At 66.3% G+C, this 13,908-nt stretch carries 10 protein-coding genes, 4 tRNA genes and 1 pseudogene; 6 read left to right on the forward strand and 9 right to left on the reverse strand.

Features of this window, described 5'->3' with window-relative positions:
• Positions 1-61: 61 nt before the first annotated feature.
• On the reverse strand, positions 62-550 hold the full coding sequence (locus ABZ382_RS26515; RefSeq protein ID WP_357093990.1) for a MarR family transcriptional regulator: 489 nt from the start codon (positions 548-550) through the stop codon (positions 62-64).
• Positions 551-670: 120 nt separating this feature from the next.
• On the opposite strand from ABZ382_RS26515, the gene ABZ382_RS26520 reads away from it, so the two are divergent.
• A complete protein-coding gene (locus ABZ382_RS26520; protein WP_357093993.1) occupies positions 671-1,171 on the forward strand; it encodes a DUF1772 domain-containing protein in 501 nt (166 codons plus the stop codon).
• On the opposite strand, the gene ABZ382_RS26525 is transcribed toward ABZ382_RS26520, so the two are convergent.
• On the reverse strand, positions 1,144-1,827 hold the full coding sequence (locus tag ABZ382_RS26525) for a CPBP family intramembrane glutamic endopeptidase (RefSeq protein WP_357093995.1): 684 nt from the start codon (positions 1,825-1,827) through the stop codon (positions 1,144-1,146). The genes ABZ382_RS26520 and ABZ382_RS26525 overlap by 28 nt on opposite strands.
• Before the next feature lie 127 nt (positions 1,828-1,954).
• Here ABZ382_RS26525 and ABZ382_RS26530 point away from each other — a divergent pair, with 127 nt between their 5' ends.
• Positions 1,955-3,700 (forward strand): amidohydrolase family protein, encoded by a 1,746-nt coding sequence (locus ABZ382_RS26530; protein WP_357093997.1) that lies wholly within the window; start codon positions 1,955-1,957, stop codon positions 3,698-3,700.
• 45 nt (positions 3,701-3,745) lie between these two features.
• Here the strand turns inward: ABZ382_RS26530 and ABZ382_RS26535 are convergent, their stop codons facing one another.
• The 5 genes from ABZ382_RS26535 to ABZ382_RS26555 all read right to left on the reverse strand — a co-directional run bounded on the left by ABZ382_RS26535 (position 3,746) and on the right by ABZ382_RS26555 (position 5,773).
• Positions 3,746-3,916, reverse strand: a complete 171-nt coding sequence (locus tag ABZ382_RS26535) for a hypothetical protein (protein WP_357093999.1) — start codon at positions 3,914-3,916, stop codon at positions 3,746-3,748.
• Positions 3,917-3,961: 45 nt separating this feature from the next.
• On the reverse strand, positions 3,962-5,242 hold the full coding sequence (locus ABZ382_RS26540) for a DUF1254 domain-containing protein (protein ID WP_357094002.1): 1,281 nt from the start codon (positions 5,240-5,242) through the stop codon (positions 3,962-3,964).
• Positions 5,243-5,505: 263 nt separating this feature from the next.
• Positions 5,506-5,580: transfer RNA gene (locus tag ABZ382_RS26545), tRNA-Val, on the reverse strand.
• 26 nt (positions 5,581-5,606) lie between these two features.
• Positions 5,607-5,677 (reverse strand) — tRNA-Cys (locus ABZ382_RS26550).
• Positions 5,678-5,700: 23 nt separating this feature from the next.
• A tRNA-Gly gene (locus ABZ382_RS26555) sits at positions 5,701-5,773 on the reverse strand.
• Positions 5,774-6,146: 373 nt separating this feature from the next.
• Between ABZ382_RS26555 and ABZ382_RS26560 the strand changes: the two genes are divergently transcribed.
• Both ABZ382_RS26560 and ABZ382_RS26565 read left to right on the forward strand, forming a co-directional pair.
• Positions 6,147-6,218: transfer RNA gene (locus ABZ382_RS26560), tRNA-Val, on the forward strand.
• 387 nt (positions 6,219-6,605) lie between these two features.
• A complete protein-coding gene (locus ABZ382_RS26565) occupies positions 6,606-8,336 on the forward strand; it encodes a glycosyltransferase 87 family protein (protein WP_357094110.1) in 1,731 nt (576 codons plus the stop codon).
• Between the two features lie 142 nt (positions 8,337-8,478).
• Here ABZ382_RS26565 and ABZ382_RS26570 read toward each other — a convergent pair.
• Together ABZ382_RS26570 and ABZ382_RS26575 are read right to left on the reverse strand one after the other, a co-directional pair.
• Positions 8,479-9,870, reverse strand: a pseudogene (locus ABZ382_RS26570) (MFS transporter); the annotation flags it as partial.
• A 75-nt stretch (positions 9,871-9,945) separates the two neighbouring features.
• Positions 9,946-11,247: a glycosyltransferase 87 family protein gene (locus ABZ382_RS26575; protein WP_357094004.1), complete on the reverse strand. Its 1,302-nt coding sequence runs from the start codon at positions 11,245-11,247 to the stop codon at positions 9,946-9,948.
• 517 nt (positions 11,248-11,764) lie between these two features.
• On the opposite strand from ABZ382_RS26575, the gene ABZ382_RS26580 reads away from it, so the two are divergent.
• Together ABZ382_RS26580 and ABZ382_RS26585 are read left to right on the forward strand one after the other, a co-directional pair.
• Complete coding sequence (locus ABZ382_RS26580) at positions 11,765-12,814, forward strand: 2OG-Fe(II) oxygenase family protein (protein WP_357094007.1); 1,050 nt, start codon at positions 11,765-11,767, stop codon at positions 12,812-12,814.
• Between the two features lie 51 nt (positions 12,815-12,865).
• A complete protein-coding gene (locus ABZ382_RS26585; RefSeq protein ID WP_357094009.1) occupies positions 12,866-13,900 on the forward strand; it encodes a 2OG-Fe(II) oxygenase family protein in 1,035 nt (344 codons plus the stop codon).
• Positions 13,901-13,908: the final 8 nt, after the last annotated feature.

Here is a 13,908-nt window from a genome sequence, read left to right on the forward strand (position 1 = left end):
CGAGGCCCGAAATCGGCGGTCGAACCGTCGCGCTCGTCGGCCCGGCCCCCGAGGATGCGAGTCAGTCGATCTCGTCGGCCCAGGCTTGCAGCCCGGCCAGAAACCCCCGCCGCTGCGTCGGAGTCAGGCGCCCCATCGCCCGCAGCAGCGCGTCCGACCGCCGGTTGATGAAGGTTGCCACATCGTCGCGGCGATCGTCGGGCAGCGACAGCAGGGTGCGTCGATTGTCGGCGGGATCGTTGTGCCGGCGCAGCCACCCGGCCCGGTTCAGCTCCCCGGCAAGCTGACTGGCATTGGTCAGGCTGATGCCGAGCCGGCGGGCCAGATCGCTGACGCTCAGACTCCCCGCCGCGAGCACCTGTGCGAGCACCGCGCCGTGCCGATTGCCGAGCCCGCCCGCGTCGAAGGATTCGCGCAACGCGGCGGGCATATCGCCGTGGGCGCGCCGGAAATGCGTGGCGATCAGGGGTGCGAGCGCCTCCAGTTGCCGCTGGTGTTCCGCACTCACCGGTGCGCCCGCGGCGTCCGCCGCTCGCTGTGGCCGAGGCACGAACCCCTCCGATCGATGTCGTACTGCGGTCTTGACAGATCCAGGATACAGGTTCGAAGATCTGAACTATTTGGAAAACTGAACCAATCGGAGACGATGCTCTCCGCGAAAGGCTCACCCATGCGCACTCGACTGCTCACCGCGGCCGCCCTGCTGACCACCGGATATCTGTGCGGCGCCTTCGGATACGGATTGATCAATGTCGCGCAAGCGTTCAAGACGGTGCCGCTGGACGTGCGGTTCACCTTCCACACGGCCCTGATGAAGGTCAACGGACCCGTCATGCAATCGGCGATGGGCTTGGCCGCCCTCACCTCGCTGCTGCTCGCGATCTACAGCGGGGGAGTCGTGCGCCGTTCGGCCGCAACGGCTTCCGGCCTCGTCCTCACATCGTTCGTCATCACCCGTTTCGGCAATGTCCCGATCAACGGCAAGATCAAGCAGTGGGCCGTCGGCCCCCGGCCCGACGACTACGCCCAGATCCTGCACCGCTGGGAGCTGTTCCACATCGCCCGCACCGGCACGGCGCTGCTGGCCTTCGTGATCATCATCGCCATCGCCGTCTTCATCCGGCCCGCTCGGGCGGAGCGGGATCAGACAGTTCTGACCGCCCCCAACTGAATTCGCGCGGCCGGGGCGGCGCCGTGATAGAAATGCCGCCCCAGCCCGACCGTGAACACCAGAATCCCGTACGCGGCATGCTCCACCGACGCCGTGAACAACGACCGCGTCCGCATGTACCGTGCCGCGAACAACCATCCGCCCACACTGCTGGCCGCCACCGAGAACCAGCTCCCGAACACGATGTGCACGTACCCGAACGCCGCCGCGCTCGCCGCCGCCATCGCCCGGCCCTCCCCGAACACCGGCGCGTACCGGTGGAACAGGAACGACCGGAAGATCAATTCCTGCGGATACACGCTCAAAGCCGGATACAGCACCATGACCGCCAGCCAGATCAACGGATTGCGCCGCGGCAGATCGAACAGGTCCTCCCGCCGCAGCAATGCCGTCGCCGCGGTCAACGCGACCGCGTTCGCCCCCGCCCCCACCGCCATCGACCGCGCCTGCTCCGGGAATGCCTCGGCCCGCCAGAGGGATTGGCGGTCGAAACCCTTCGATCGCCGTAGATACACCGTCACCCCGGTCCCCAGCACCAGTAGGGCCGGGATCGGCGGCTTCCCGCGCAGCACCGCGTTGTACAGAGTCGTCCCGCCGAAGAACAATGCCGCGTACTCGGCAGCCAGATAAACCCGCCGCCACCGCCGAATCCTCATGGGCATCAGCCTAATTTCCGCGTCGCGAACGCGCTGATCAGAGCGAATTCTGCGATTCCGGATTCGCTGACGCGCTGTCTAGTTAGTCTGTGGAGTGTCAGTGACACTGGGACCTCTAGGACCACTCGTGAGCTACTCACTCATCATCGAGAACGGCACCATCGTCGACGGGACCGGAGCCGAGCCGTATCCCGGCGACATCGCCGTCGAGAACGGGCGCATCGCCGCCATCACCCCGCCCGGCGAACTCGTGAATGCCGTGGCGCAGAACCGGATCGACGCGACCGGGCTGCTGGTCACCCCCGGCTTCGTCGACATCCACACCCACTACGACGGGCAGATCACCTGGGACCCGCAGCTGACACCCAGCTGCTGGCACGGTGTCACCACGGTCGTCATGGGCAACTGCGGTGTCGGATTCGCGCCGGTCACGCCGGAGAAGCGGGACTGGCTCATCGGGCTGATGGAAGGCGTCGAGGACATTCCCGGGGCCGCGCTCTCGGCCGGGATCCGCTGGGACTGGCAGTCCTTCCCGCAATACCTCGACGCCCTGGACCGGCTGCCGCTGGCCGTCGACGTCGGCACCCAGGTCCCGCACGGCGCGGTCCGCGCCTACGTGATGGGGGAGCGGGGCGCGAAGAACGACGCCGCCTCGCCCGAGGACATCGCCATGATGGCCAAGCTGGTGCGCGAGGGCATCGAGGCGGGCGCACTGGGCTTCTCGACCTCCCGCACCATCGTGCACCGCGCCATCGACGGCGAACCGGTCCCCGGCACCTTCGCCGCCGAGGAGGAACTCTTCGCCATCGGCCAGGCCCTCGCCGACGCGGGCGCGGGCGTCTTCGAACTGGCCCCCGCCGGCATCATGGGCGAGGACCTCGCCGCCCCCGACCGCGAACTCGCCTGGATGCTGCGCCTGGCCGAACAGACCGGCCGCACCGTGAGTTTCGGCCTGCTGCAACATGATGGCGCGCCCGACGACTGGAAACGGCTGCTGGACACCGCCGGCGCGGCCTTCGAGTCCGGAATCCCGATCCGCCCACAGGTTTCCGCCCGCCCGCTCGGCCTGCTCATCGGCCTGCAGACCTTCAACCCGTTCTCCTTCCGGCCCAGCTACCAGGCCGCCGTCGAACGCGCGGGCCAAAGCCTCGACGCCCTGGTCGCCGAACTCCGCGATCCCGCACTGCGGCAGACGATTCTCGCCGAGGCCGACCTCCCCGACAATCCGATGGCCTTCATCAGCATGGGCCTGGACCGCACCTTCACCCTGGGCGATCCGCCGGACTACGAGCCGGACCCGCGGGCGAGCCTCGCCACCGACGCGGCCCGCGCGGGAGTCGAGCAGTTCGAGTACATCTACGACCAGCTCCTGACCCGCGATGGCACCGCCCTGTTCTACCGTCCGCTGCTCAACTATTCGGGCTTCACCCAGGACCCGATTCGCGAGATGCTGCTGCACCCGGCCAGCGCGGTCGGCCTCGGCGACGGCGGCGCGCACGTCGGCGCGATCTGCGACGCCTCCAACACCACCTACCTGCTGACCCACTGGGTGCGCGATCGCGCTCGGGGCGAACGCATTCCGCTGCCGCTCGCCATCCGCAAGATGACCTACGACACCGCCCGGATGTACGGCCTCGACGACCGCGGCGTCGTGGCGGTCGGCAAGAAGGCCGACTTCAATGTGATCGACTTCGAGGCCCTGCGCCTGCTGCCGCCCGCCATGGCCTACGACCTCCCGGCCGGAGCGCGTCGCCTGCTCCAGCGCGCCGAGGGCTACCGCGCCACCATCGTCTCCGGCGAGGTCGTGCTGCGCGACGGCGAGGACACCGGCGCCCGCCCGGGCGCCCTGGTCCGCTCCCAGCGCGACCGCTGAGAGTTCGAAACACGTTGCCCGCGTCGCTGTTACGGTAGTCGATTCTCAGAGCACCGGTCGCGATCGTCGCCGCTCCCGCCGCCGGACGGGTCGAAGCGAGCGAAGCCGGCGCGGCCGGGCCGCGGCCACCGCGAACAACAGCGCCGGGAAGGCGAGCGCGTGCAACGCCGGGAGCACCATCCCGGCCTCGCCCGTGGCCGCGAACGTCGCTGCCATCGCGCCGGCGGAGGTGAGCCGCAGATGCGCCGTGGACAGCGGCGGTCAGGACGCCGGGGTGAGGGCCGGCGGCTTCCAGCTGCCATCGATCACGGACTTGTGGGCGGCGTACAAGCGCATGGTGAGGCTGAACTTGCCGCTGGTGGGGATGGGCAGCCAGTTCGCGGCCCGCATCCCCTCCTCGGGCTCGGCGCTCTGGACGTAGATGTCGATGCTGCCGTCGGGATTCGCCACCGGCGGGACCTGGTGACCTACGGCGTAGATATTGGCCGGGTTGTCGACGAAGAAGCCGTCGGCGGTGTACGCGGTGATAGACCAGAACGCGTCCACAGGAGGGAGTTGTCCTGCGGGGAAATGGATCCGGAGCGCGCGCGGGGTGCCGTTGTCGTCGGCGGGGATGTCGAACATCGACGGATAGACCGCGTCCTCGGGCAGGTTCGCGCCCAAACCGATGAGGGCCACATTCGCGCGCAGCATGTAGTTGGCTCCGTAGCGTCCGGCCGTGGTACCGAACTGCCAGCCGTTCTCGTCGGCGAGGTCGGGGTTGGGCCAGGTCTGGATGCGCTGCTTGGCGTCGGCGGCGCCCGCGTCGAGCTGGTCGGCCGGCTGGGAGTCGACGGTGCCGCCGGGCTTGATTCCGATGGTGGCGAAGCGCTTCAGTGCCTCGGCGTCATCGGCGGCGGGCGGATTGGCCACCATGAGGGCGTTGAGCTTGTTGAAGAAGGTGCGCCCGTCCATGGCGGCGACCTCCTTCTCCGGGTCGCCGGAGGAGCTGGCGTCCACGGCCGGATTGGCGGCGTCGTGGTTCTGCTGCCAGGCCGAGAGCGGGGCCAGCTTCAGCTGATCCTGGATGGCGTGCACGGCGGGCAGGTCGGCCTCGCCGTTGATCTCGATGCGGCCCAGGATCCACGCCATGTCGGTGGGCATCGGCAGCGGCGTGAGCCCGTCGGGCAGCGTGCCCTTCCAGTTCGGGCCGGTGAACGCGTAGGTGAACGGTCCCTTGCCGGTGCCGGATTTCACCTGCGGGTTGATGCTCGAAGGATTCTGGGTGACATTGGTCCATGCGTCCAGGGTGGGCATCATCCAGAACCGCTTGCCGTCCATCACCGGGACGGTCATCACGATCGGCTCACCCGAAAGATCCAGCCACGCCTGCGAGTACAACGTGTCCTGGTTCTGGCGGACGATGGTGCGGTTGGCCGCCATCGGCAGCGAGCGGGCGTGGGAGAACTGGTTGGCCGGCGCCCCGGTCACCCGCGTGGCCTCCATCAGGACCAAGGGGTAGCCGTACACGTAGGCGTCGGAGGCCACCGACTTCGTGTCCATGGCGGCGGTGGTCGACGTGGTGGACGACGACTTGTCCGATGAGTTGCTACATGCTGACGCGGCGAGCGCTGACGCCGCCATTATGCCGATACCGAGCAGCGCGGATCGGCGGGTAACGCCAGAATTTGCTGTCATAGCTGGACGATAGCCATGCCCGGGGTGGGTGTCGGGTACCGCCGCGCGGATCTCTCTCGGCTGAACGGCCGGATCGACCCGGAAATGCAGAAAGGCCCGGCGTGAGCCGGGCCTGATCTGATGAAACGTGGTGCGCGATACTGGGATTGAACCAGTGACCTCTTCCGTGTCAGGGAAGCGCTCTCCCGCTGAGCTAATCGCGCGGGTCTTATTTGCTCTTCAAAAGAAGAGGCGGCGACGGGAATCGAACCCGTGTGCACGGCTTTGCAGGCCGTTGCCTCACCACTCGGCCACACCGCCAAGCAGGCCGTGTTGGCCCCTCGAGCGGATGACGGGATTCGAACCCGCGACCCTCACCTTGGCAAGGTGATGCGCTACCAGCTGCGCTACATCCGCATTTCGTCCCGGGCGCCTTTCGGCTGTCCCGCTGACGAGAGAGAACATTAGCCGACTATCTGCGCAGGTAACAAATCGCCTGGTAGATGGGGGTAAATATGAACTACAGGCATGTGGTTTCGCCGGTCGGCCCACGAACTCGGCGACCGGACGGACACGGATCACCCACATCCCACCCCACCCCGGCGACGCCCCCATGTCGCCCCGGCAACACCCCGGTGAAACCTCACCCGCCCCACCGCCCCCGATAACCTCAGTTTTACGCCGTTGTGCACGCGATTTGGTGTGATGCCAGCCGGGTGTGTAATCTTCATTCTCGTTCGAGCGGCACCGCAAACGCCGCTCCGGACAGTCGCCTCGGCGACGAGACCCCGGTTCTATAGCTCAGCGGGAGAGCACTCGCTTCACACGCGAGGGGTCGCTGGTTCGATCCCAGCTAGAACCACGCAGAACAGGCAGGCCAACACCGTAAGCGTGTTGGCCTGCCTTTTTTGTGCCGAATACGTGCCAGATGCTGCCATGGATGCGCCGACGTCAATCGTGCGGCCCTGATGTCGGCCCAGTGGAATCCGTGAGTAGCGATGTCGAAAACCACGGGCTCGTATGCGGTACCGTTCCGCCGGGTGATTCACGCAACTCGGATGCTCAGAGAGCGGCCGAACCATACATCGGTTTCCGGTAACAGCGGAGCGCACGAAGCACCACAACGAGTCTGGCGGCCAGAGGCAGCAGCACTTGGGAAGGCATGAGTCTTCATGATTCGCGGAGTGGTGCGTCCTCGAGCGGCGGAAGCCCGTACACCGGAGGCCGAGAGCGGTAGCCGGGCGCCGTGATCAAGGACCAGCCAGCACCGACCACCTCGCCGGCGCAGCTCGCACCAGACCTGCGGTCGGCGGATCGGCGCGACAAACCCGGTCGCACCGATCCGCTGGTCGCCCAGGCGTGCACTGTCATCGGTGGGCCGGTGGGCGATCATGCCCTCATCGGCCGGGCCCGCTTCTGGACCCCGATGCGGGTGCTGCTCGCGTTCGCGGTTGTGTTCCTGGCGCTGGGCTGGTTCGGCAAGGCGCCCTGCATCCAGCAGACTGGCGCCGATGGCCGTCTGTCTCTGGACTGGCGCAACGACCGTCAGTACGTCGCCATGTGCGTCTCGGACACCGTGCCGCTCTACGAGACCGAACGGCTGAACGAGGGCGTGTTTCCGTACAAGAAGTCGTGGACCGACATCGGTCCCGACGGCGCGCCGCAGACCCGCTACATGGAGTATCCGGTGTTGTCGGGCCTGTACCAGTACGTGTCGATGGAGATCGCCGACGCCTGGACCCAGTTGCCGCTACCCAGAGCGCTGCCGGTGGTGGTCTATTTCGATGTCGTCGCGGTGGGCCTGGCCATGGCCTGGCTGGTGACGGTGTGGGCGTCGGCGCTGCTCGCCGGGCGGCGGGTCTGGGATGCCGCGCTGGTGGCGCTGTCGCCGCTGGTGCTGGTGCACGCATTCACCAATTTCGACGCTCTCGCAACGGCTTTCGCGACTACCGGCCTGCTGGCCTGGGCGCGGCGGCGTCCGATGCTGGCCGGTGTGCTGCTCGGGCTCGGCGGCGCGGCGAAGCTGTATCCGCTGCTGCTGCTCGGCCCGATCGTGGTGCTGTGCCTGCGCGCCGACAGCCGCCACCGGCTGCCCTCACCGCGGAAACTGCTGCGGCACAGGGAGACCGGATATCGGCGGGCGATCCGCGAGTATCTGGAGGGCACCCACGTGCGGCCGCTACGCGCTGCCGGGGTCGCGGTGGCCGCGGCCGCGATGACCTGGCTGGTGGTGAATCTGCCGATCGCGGTGCTGTTCCCCGACGGCTGGCGAGAGTTCTTCCGGCTCAACACCGAACGCCAAGCAGACGTCGACTCGATCTACAATGTGATCACCTCGTTCACCGGCTGGAAGGGTTTCGACGGCCCACTCGTGCCCTCGGCCACCCCACCCGTGCTGAACGCGGTGTCGTTGCTGCTGTTCGTGGTCGCGTGCGCCGCCATCGGCTACCTCGGCCTGACCGCCGCGCGGCGGCCACGGCTGGCGCAGCTGGCGTTCCTGGTGGTGGCGGCGTTCCTGTTGACCAACAAGGTGTGGAGCCCGCAGTACTCCCTGTGGCTGGTGCCGCTGGCGGTGCTGGCGCTGCCGCATCGGCGGATTCTGTTGGCGTGGATGACGATCGACGCGCTGGTGTGGTTCCCGCGCATGTACTACTTCCTGGGCGCCGACCGCAAGGGCGTGCCGGAGCAGTGGTTCACCGGCGCGGTCGCGCTGCGCGACCTCGCGGTAATCGGGCTGTGCGCGCTGATCGTCCGGCAGATCTACCGGCCCGCAGAGGACCCGGTGCGCCGCGACGGAGTCGACGATCCGGTGGGCGGCGTGCTGGACGGCGCGGTGGATCCGCCGCTGCCGCGGCTGCCCACCATCCTGGGGTCGCACCGGCATCGTCAGGTCGCTGAGCTCGCGATCCCAGCAGCGCTGCGGCCGCGGCCAAGGCCAGTAGGCCCGCACCGGCGGTGGTGGCGACGTGCATGCCCGTGACGAACGAGCTCCGCGCCGCATCGACCAGGGCGGGATCGTCGCATGCCCCCGTCAGTGTCTCGCCGAGCGTCGGGGCGAAGTCGCCGCCGGAACGGAATACCAGCGCCGCGAGCGAGCCGAGCAGGGAAAGCCCCAGGGCGTTGCCCAGTTCGATGCTGGTCTCGGTGACTCCGACTGCCGAGCCCGCCCGTTCCGGCGGCACTGCGGCCACCGCCAGGTCGGGTACCAGCATCAGTACGATCCCATAACCGGCGCCGGCGACCGTGGAACCGGCCACATACCAGGCGATTCCGCCGTCGACGCTGATGCCGCGCAGCAGCAGGTTGCCGACCGCGGCGGCGCCGAGCCCGACTCCGAAAGCGTTGCGCACCCCGAGCCGTCGCGCCACGCCGGCGCCGCCCAACGAGAACACGCAAACTGCCGTCGCCCCGGGAATGCCGAGCAGTGCCGCGTGGAGCGCGTTACGCCCGGCAACCGATTGCAGGTACGCGCTGGTCAGAGACCCCATCCCGCCGCCGGACAGCGTGGCCACCAGGCTGGTCGAGACGGCGAGCCGGAACCGCCCGTGCCGAAACAACCGCAGGTCGAGCAGCGGTTCGGCAAGCCGCCGCTGCCGCCACACGAACACCATCAGCACAATCGCGCCGAAGACACCCGCCGCGGCCGTCGGCACGGTCATGCCCGTCGCGGCGGCCTCCTTCACCGCGTACACCAGCGGCAAGATCCCTGCGAACGACAGCACCACGCTCGGCAGATCCAGCGGTCCCCGCCCCGCCGCCCGATGCTCCGGCAGCAGGAACGGACCCAGCGCCAGCAAGACGAGCACGACCGGGGTGTTGATCAGGAAGACCGATCCCCACCAGAATCTGGACAGCAGCGCCCCGCCGATGATCGGGCCGATCGCCGACCCGCCCGCCGCGAACGCCGCCCAGACGGAGATGGCGGTCGCCCGCGCGCGGGGTTCGGTGAACAGGCTCGAGATCAGCGCGAGGCTCGACGGCAGCAGCGCCGCACCGCCCAGACCCATCAGCGCCCGGGCCGCGATGAGCGCGCCCGCATTCGGCGCGAACGCCGCGAGCACCGAGGCCGTCCCGAAGACCGTCGCGCCGCCCAGCAGGAGGATGCGCCGCCCGATTCGGTCGCCCAGGTTCCCCATGGTGATCAGCAGTCCCGCCATCAGGAACGCGTAGATATCGAGGATCCATAGCTGCTGAGTAGCCGATGGGGCCAGTTGTTCGGTCACCTTCGGCATCGCCAGGTATAGCACCGTGACGTCCATCGACACCGGCAGGACCGGCAGGATCAGCACCGCCAAGCTCGGCCATGTCCGGCGTGGCGAATCCGTCCCACAGGTATAGATGCTGTTCATTACCCATGCAGGTGCGGTCTGGGGCCGCGCGGCGACTGTGCCGCCGCGGTGTGTCGTGTGCGCTGCACGGCACACCCGGCAGGGCGGGTCGAGCGAAGAGTCCCGTGCGGTAGCTGAATATTTGCCAAATCCACATGGTCGAGTATGTCCAATGGCCGCGAGCATGGAGAAGACTCGGATAACGAAGCTGACACGATCACTACGGCTGGAGCACGCGTGACAGTGTGCCGAGCTCGACGGTTACCGCCGGGCGGACACCTTCGTCGGCCGCGCACCGGCGGAGGCCGGCGACGCGGATCGGCCGGGCGCGGTGAACGCGGCGCAAGCGGTTGCGACAGCGAGGATGAGGTAGAGCAGTGACGTGTAGCCGCAGACCAAAATCCGCGTGAGCTCGTCGTGTTCCACGGCTATGTCGGTGCGCGAGTACTCAACGAGGGGGGTGATGTGCAAGCGCCGTGTCCGGACGTAGGTCCAGACCCCCTCCCACATCGATACCACGCAGGCCACCACGACTGTCGCGGAAATCATGGCGGCACTTCGTGGTTCGTCGATCGCGCGGTGGAGCAGGAGGACGAGGAGCGGCACGAACCACACCCATTGGTGCCCCCATGCCAGGGGTGAGACGACGCAGCCGGCCATCCCGAGGATGGTCACCGCCAACAGCGCCCAGCCCCGCCGATGCGCCAGGACCGCGGCCAGGAGGCCGACGATTCCGGCGAGCCCGGCACAGATCAGCCACGCCCAGGTCGGGACCGATCCGGGCGAATACAGGTTGGCCAGGACGCCGTTGACGGATTTGTTGGTGACGTCGTCGGGATGCCCCACCCGGAGGACCTGATAGGCGGTGTGGGTCCAATATTCGCGGCTGTCCTCCGGTAGCAGTACGAACCCGATAACGACGGTCGCGGCCGCGACGCCCGCCGCCACAGCTGCAGCGCGCCATTGCCGCGTGAGCAGCAGATAGGGCAGGAAGACCAAGGCCATCAGCTTCATTCCCGTCGCTACCCCGACCGACCAGCCGCGCCAGCGGGCGCCGGGTGGGCGGGTGAGGTCCCAAATGAGGATGGCCATGAGGTCGATGCTGATCTGTCCCCATGTCAAGGCTCCGCGGACGGCGTCGACCTGAATCGCCAACAGCGACAGGCCGATACAGAGCAACTTCGTCGGCCGGTCGCGTTGATACCCCAACACCCGCAGGCAGCGCCACACCGTGAGGATCAGTGCGACACACGACAGGACGAGCCACGCGTGTCGAGCGATCGCCTCCCCGACGAACGTCAGCGGTAGAAACATCAGGGCGGCGAACGGCGGATAGGTGAAATTGTCCGGCAATCCCGAATACAGGGGGTGAGCGTCGACCAGGGCCTGCGCGCCCTCACGGTAGACCACCAGGTCCATCCCGTTGTTGATCAGCCCGAGGCGGGAGGGCGCGGTGAAGGGGATGAGAACAGCATGTAAGACGAGCCCGGCGACACCGGCTGCCAGCACCAGCGCACCGACGCGCATCGACACCGATGCGCCTCCAACTTTGCCGGCGGTCACAACGTTTCCCCTGACTGTGGTCAATACAGAGACAGGACTGCACGTTCAGCAGTGTGACTTCTGAGGCAGAAGGATAGCACTGTGACTGATGTGATCGAGAATGGGATGCCGGCCGAGCCGAGTTGCTCATTCTGCGCGGCCGGGTGTGGTGGCGCACATCGACTCTGGCCAACGCATCGATAATGCCGAATGTGAACTATCGCAGCGCATTTGGCCGTAGGATGGGCGGTGGTGCACCGTCGTGATCGCCTATGGGAAGGGGACGGTGCATGCCGTGCAATTCCTGGCGCCGGTGAAATGTCCCGCGCCTACAGTCCGGTCGGATTGCTGCAATATAACCATTCGCATGGCAAATTACCGGCTTCTTGGAACTTTCACTGTGACTGTTGACACCGAACCTGGGTTAGGTCAACCTTGGACTACGCGGTATTTCATCCTACGATGTTGCTCGAGCTTTTCGGGTCATCGAGCGGATAACTGCTGAGCATCTGATCCAAATCCCTGTAGGGGGCCTAGCGTGGGTGCAAATAGTGCCGATACGGCGCATGCGGAATTCGCAGTTGTGGAAAATGATCTAGATAATCTTGAGTATTCGATTGTCGAAGGTCCCGATGATGTATTCGACGATGATTTCGAGCCACAGGTCTGCGACATGTCGGACCTCGACGGCGACGCGGCGGCACAAGGTCGTTTCATCGATCAGCTCGGTGCGGCCATGGCGGACGTCGGACTCGCCATTCTGATAAACCACGGAGCGGAAACGGTTCTGCCGACGGCTGCCGATGCGGCGCTGGAGATGTTCACGTTGACGCCCCCCGAAGAAAAGCTGAAGTTCGTCGCGACGGACCTCACGTTCGGCGAGCCGCTGCAGATGGGGTATATCCCGCTCCAGCAGAGTACGGATTCGCTGCCGAATTCGGTGGAGGCGTGGGAACTCGACAAAGCGGCCTTCCGTATTCCGGGAGAAGATGCGGAAAAGGCGGTCACCTTCTGGCCGGATGAGCGATTCGAAGTCGCGCTGCGACCCTATTGGCAGGCCTGTGAGCGGCTGGTGCTTCCGCTCGTGCACGCGATGTTCCGCTACCTGGGTGTCGACCCTGCGCTGTACGACGAAGAGCTTTCGCCGCCGAACAGCGTGCTGAGGTTCAATCACTACCCGCCGATCGACGATGCCGCGGCAGATTCCGGAAAGACGAGCCGGGTCCTCGCGCACGAAGACTATGGTCTGATCACTCTGCTGCCGGCTACTCCGGTAGAGGGGCTGCAGCTCTACCACCCGCGGCACAAGGCGTGGAGCAGGGTTGACGCGCCGGCCGGGTCCTTCGTCATGAACAGTGGCGACTGGCTGAAAATGATCAGTAACGACCACTTCCATTCCTGCACCCATCGCGTCAGCGTTCCCCGCGACCGCGCTCAGCGGGCCGTGCCCCGCCTCACCATCCCCTATGTCGTGCACCCACGCGAAACGTCGATCGTGGAGGTGCTGCCGGGTTTCGATCCGAAGTACCAGCCGATCAGCGGCCGAGATTTCATGATGAGGCTGGCGGCCAGGTATCTGGATCGCTGAGGTCGCCGGTCTTTGCTTCGGGGGATTCTTCTCATTCATAGAGGTGACAATATGAGTAACAGCGATTCCAAACAGGCGCTCGCCAAGTTCGGAGTGGTGAACAAAGATCTCGATTACTCACTCGAGGAAAGCCTCGACGACGTGTTCGACGACGCTTTCGAACCGCCGATCTGCGATATGTCCGACCTGGCGGGTGACGCGGCCGCGCAGAAACGCTTCATCGACATCCTCGGCCGGGCCATGGAGGATACCGGGCTCGCGATATTGATCAACCATGGAATCGATAACGATTCGCTGAAGTTCACCGATGCGTCCGCGCTGGAACTGTTCAATTCGGTGCCCGAGGAACGGAAGCTGAAATTCGCCGCAACAGATTACGTGTACGGCGGAGCGTTCCGTCGTGGGTATTTCGCCGTCCAGGCGTGGACGCCGACACGGCCGAATGCCGTGGAAGCATGGGAGTTCTTTCGCGATTCCTTCCGCCTGCCCGGCGAGGATGACGCCAAGGCCCTGACCTTCTGGCCGGATGAGAAGTTCGAAACCGCGCTGCGGCCGTATTGGCAGGCGTGCGAGGAGATGACGCTGCCGCTCGTGCAGGCTCTGCTCAGGTATCTGGACATCGATCCTTCGATCTACGATGAGGAACTCTCGCCACCGTACGGTGTACTGCGGATCAACCACTATCCCGCGAACGACACCGAGATCACGGGTCGCTTCATGACCCACGAAGACTACGGGCTGATCACCTTGCTGCCGACCAATCCGATCGAAGGGTTGCAAGTCTTTCACCCGCAGCGCAAGACCTGGAGCCGGGTCACGGCGCCGCCCGGGTCCATGATCTTGAACAGCGGCGACTGGCTCCAAATGGTCAGCAACGATCGCTTCCGTTCGTGTTCGCATCGGGTGTGCGCGCCGCGAGATCCGGGACACCGGGCGATATCCCGGATCTCTGTTCCCTACCTCGTGCTACCCCGGGAATCTTCGGTGCTCGAGGTCTGGCCCGGACGCACGCCGAAGTACAGCCCCATCGGCGCCAAGGACTTCATGGCGAAGCTGGCCGGAAAATACGTGGACTACGACGACTAGCTGCGTTC

Source organism: Nocardia sp. NPDC005825, assembly GCF_040630175.1.
GTDB lineage: Bacteria > Actinomycetota > Actinomycetes > Mycobacteriales > Mycobacteriaceae > Nocardia.